Origin of the sequence: Synechococcus sp. Cruz CV12-2-Slac-r (assembly GCF_024346075.1) — a bacterium.
In the GTDB taxonomy this organism is placed as follows: domain Bacteria; phylum Cyanobacteriota; class Cyanobacteriia; order PCC-6307; family Cyanobiaceae; genus Synechococcus_D.
In genome coordinates this window covers 1-2,906 of sequence record NZ_JAGQEK010000193.1, presented here as the reverse complement: position 1 = coordinate 2,906, position 2,906 = coordinate 1, and the positions used below count along the sequence as shown (strand labels likewise).

The following is a 2,906-nucleotide window of genomic DNA, read 5'->3' as shown; positions in this document are numbered from 1 at the left end:
GTTATTGGAATATCAGCTGTAATTAAATATTTCTCTCTAAATAATGTGGTAACAGCAAGTAAACCATCCGCTGGTAATTGCTTTGCTTGCGTTATTAATTCCTTTAACTCCGCAGCAAGTAATTCCCTTGCAGTAGCCCGTTGGCCCTCATTCCCTGTGTGGTTTGCCCTTCTAGGAATAGCCACTGGCCTAGCAACTGGAGTAACTACTGGCCTAGTAACTGGTGGAGTTACTGGCTCGGCCTTGTGGGTTCTAACTACTGGTGCCGCCATCGGGGCTGGGGTTTCGACCCTGTGGGGTTCGCCTCTGTTGGCCCTGGGAGCTGGTTTTGCGGCTACTTCACGTTGTTGTTTGTCATAAAGCGCTAGACCAAATTGATTACCAAAGGTCATTAATGCTCTTTTCATCGCATCGGTTTCTGCTTCTTTTAATGCTGATTCATGGGCTTGACCGAGATCCATATCGATGCCGTGACCAGCGCCACTGCCTTCTCTAATGATCTCCCCTACCTGGATGCGTGCTTTGGCGGTGTAGGTAACACCCCAACCTGAACGTTGGCCTGAACCAATGGATCTTTCCCTTTCTGATACGCATTGGCAGTGGAGGGTTTCACGCTGCCAGCCATCAAAACCAAAGATACGGTTTGCTTCTGCGATCACATGCCAACCTTCTAGGTAAGAGAAATTGCGATTTGATTGGCTGCGGGTTTGAACATTGGCGCGATCAAGCGGTGCTGCTAATGCTTCTTGCTGTGATTGAGTAAACATAATTAATTAATCTTCCAATTTGTACGGTTGATAACAGCAGCACCTTCTACCTTTACGCCTTTTTTTATTGCATCTTTTATTGCATTTTTATCTGGTGTTGTAATAGTTTTTACCTGTAACCATTCCGCAGTAATTTTATCAACATCAATGATTTCAACAACAGTTGATTTACGGCTTGTGATTTCATGATTAGGGAAACTAAAACGTTTTGCTTCTGGTTGCAGCCGGGTAAGAACATATAAAAGCGAGGTTTCAAGTGCATCAGCCCTTGTATTATCAGCTTTTGCAATATCAGCAAGCCTTTTGGCTTGTGCTGCTCTGTAATTTGCTTGCGCTCTGAGGTGATCAATTACCCAACAGGTGGCATCTGCTTTATCTGATAGTTTTTGTTTATTGCCTTCTTCTTGCAATAAAACACTTTCAAGTTCACCTAAAGCTGTTTGGGCAAGCGCTGGATCTTCTGCTTCTAACTGTTCAGCTAGTGCAGCGATCTGAGCTGTAAGCGACTGAGCTTCTATACCGAGTTGCCATAAACCAAGGCCCGATGTAGCTGTTGCTGTAACTGATACTGTGGCTGTAGCTGGCCCCATTGGGGCTGGCCCCTGTGGGGCTGGGATGGAGGGAAGGGAAATCATTTTGCTAATGCAGGAGAAAGTGCGTGGACTCGAGGGGCGGAAATGTGGCGAATAACGATTGGAACTGGGGATCTATTGCATAATTTCTGCGCTTGCCGCACTAGATCAGCTGTGCCTTTCCCGCCAGGAAATGCGATCACGGTGATCTGGGCTAATGAATGAGAAGCCCACGACAGCGGAAATTGAGCTTTGGCTTTAGCTAATTCCTCAATTTGAAGCATTTCTGCCTTCTCAATTGCTAATTGCAATAACTGCCCATTACGAATAGGGCCAGCAGCTTTTCCATGCTTTAACCAATCAGCTGAGATCCCAATGCACGGCCAACCCAATTGATAGGCCGCCCCTGCAATTGCAGCATCAGCCCCTTTGGCATTGCCATGAATCAATAAATGAACATCACAACCTGGAACAACAGATAACATTGAAAGGGCACATTCACGATCTGAAATAATCAGATCACGGCCTCCACAAGCAACAATAATTTGAGACATAAACAATAAAGATAGAGGTGAACATAAAGAGAGAAAACCTACCGCAGGCGATGGGCTCGGGGCCTTTGGTGCCTCCATATTTTAGCATATAATTAATAGCTATAGCGGCTAAACCTGTTGCAACAACTGAGCAAATACGGCAGCCGCCGGAATAACTTTAGGCCCAATTCTTAATATCAAATGGGCCAATTTATAGAGCGGAGGCTGAGAACGAAAAGGCACAGCCGTAGGATGTGCCAAGTTCGAGAAGCCGAACGCTCGGCCCAATGGGTCTTGGCTCTGTGGGTGTTGGCCCTGCGGGTGCGGCAATGGCGGGTATGTATTACCTCGTTTTCTGGGAGCGCAGATCTACTGCAACGGTTGTTAATGCCACAGGTGCTGCTCAGGCAAGACGGCTTGCTGCTAAGCAAAAGAAACAGGGTTACGGCTCTATTGCTTCTGCGCAGCGTGCAGTAGCTGCTGATGTTGCTTTAATACGTAAAGGCAGTTGGGTAAGGCGGCGGCGTAATGGAACTAGCCCGCAATTTGGCACTGCAAAACAAAAAGCAGCCGCTAGAAAAATGCGTAGTGCTTATCGCAGTTGGTTGTAAAGGTGCAGAGCTGGGTTTGGAATCACCCTGCATTCGGCAGAACGAGAAGCTAATGGTTGCTCAAGATGGTCTAAAACTCCCTTAAACTGCGGGATTCTTTTTTATCTATTTCTACACTATGAAAAATCTCAAAACGATTATTTTGTTGATAGGCATTGGGTCCTCGGCTTTGTTTGCTCCCCCTATTTATGCCGGCGGCTGCAAATTTCATGGAACTACCGCTCTTAGTTGCGAGGACGGTAAAGGTGGATATGTGAATACGTTTTTTAATGGTGAAAAGTGGACTGAACCTGTATCTTCCCAGTCAGCTAACCACAATGTGGCTCCGGTGAGAATTATTAGGGTTGTTCAACCTATATATATTGACAATAGAGACTACATTTGCAACAGAGGCTATTGCAGAGCTACCTATTATCCAAGGTA

General features: G+C 46.1%; 4 protein-coding genes. 1 reads left to right on the top strand and 3 read right to left on the bottom strand.

Annotated features, from left to right (window positions below; translation table 11 throughout):
* The 3 genes from KB557_RS10470 to KB557_RS10460 all read right to left on the bottom strand — a co-directional run.
* Positions 1-767: RAD52 family DNA repair protein (locus KB557_RS10470; RefSeq protein ID WP_255133977.1), on the bottom strand; the 767-nt coding region annotated here is incomplete at its 3' end.
* A 2-nt stretch (positions 768-769) separates the two neighbouring features.
* Positions 770-1,402, bottom strand: a complete 633-nt coding sequence (locus KB557_RS10465; protein ID WP_255133975.1) for a siphovirus Gp157 family protein — start codon at positions 1,400-1,402, stop codon at positions 770-772.
* Positions 1,399-1,893 carry an SLOG family protein gene (locus KB557_RS10460; RefSeq protein WP_255133972.1) on the bottom strand — a complete coding sequence of 165 codons (495 nt, stop codon included), beginning with the start codon at positions 1,891-1,893 and terminating at the stop codon, positions 1,399-1,401. The genes KB557_RS10465 and KB557_RS10460 overlap by 4 nt, the downstream gene beginning before the upstream one ends.
* 266 nt (positions 1,894-2,159) lie before the next feature.
* Between KB557_RS10460 and KB557_RS10455 the strand changes: the two genes are divergently transcribed.
* Positions 2,160-2,483: a hypothetical protein gene (locus tag KB557_RS10455; RefSeq protein ID WP_255133970.1), complete on the top strand. Its 324-nt coding sequence runs from the start codon at positions 2,160-2,162 to the stop codon at positions 2,481-2,483.
* Positions 2,484-2,906 lie beyond the last annotated feature (423 nt).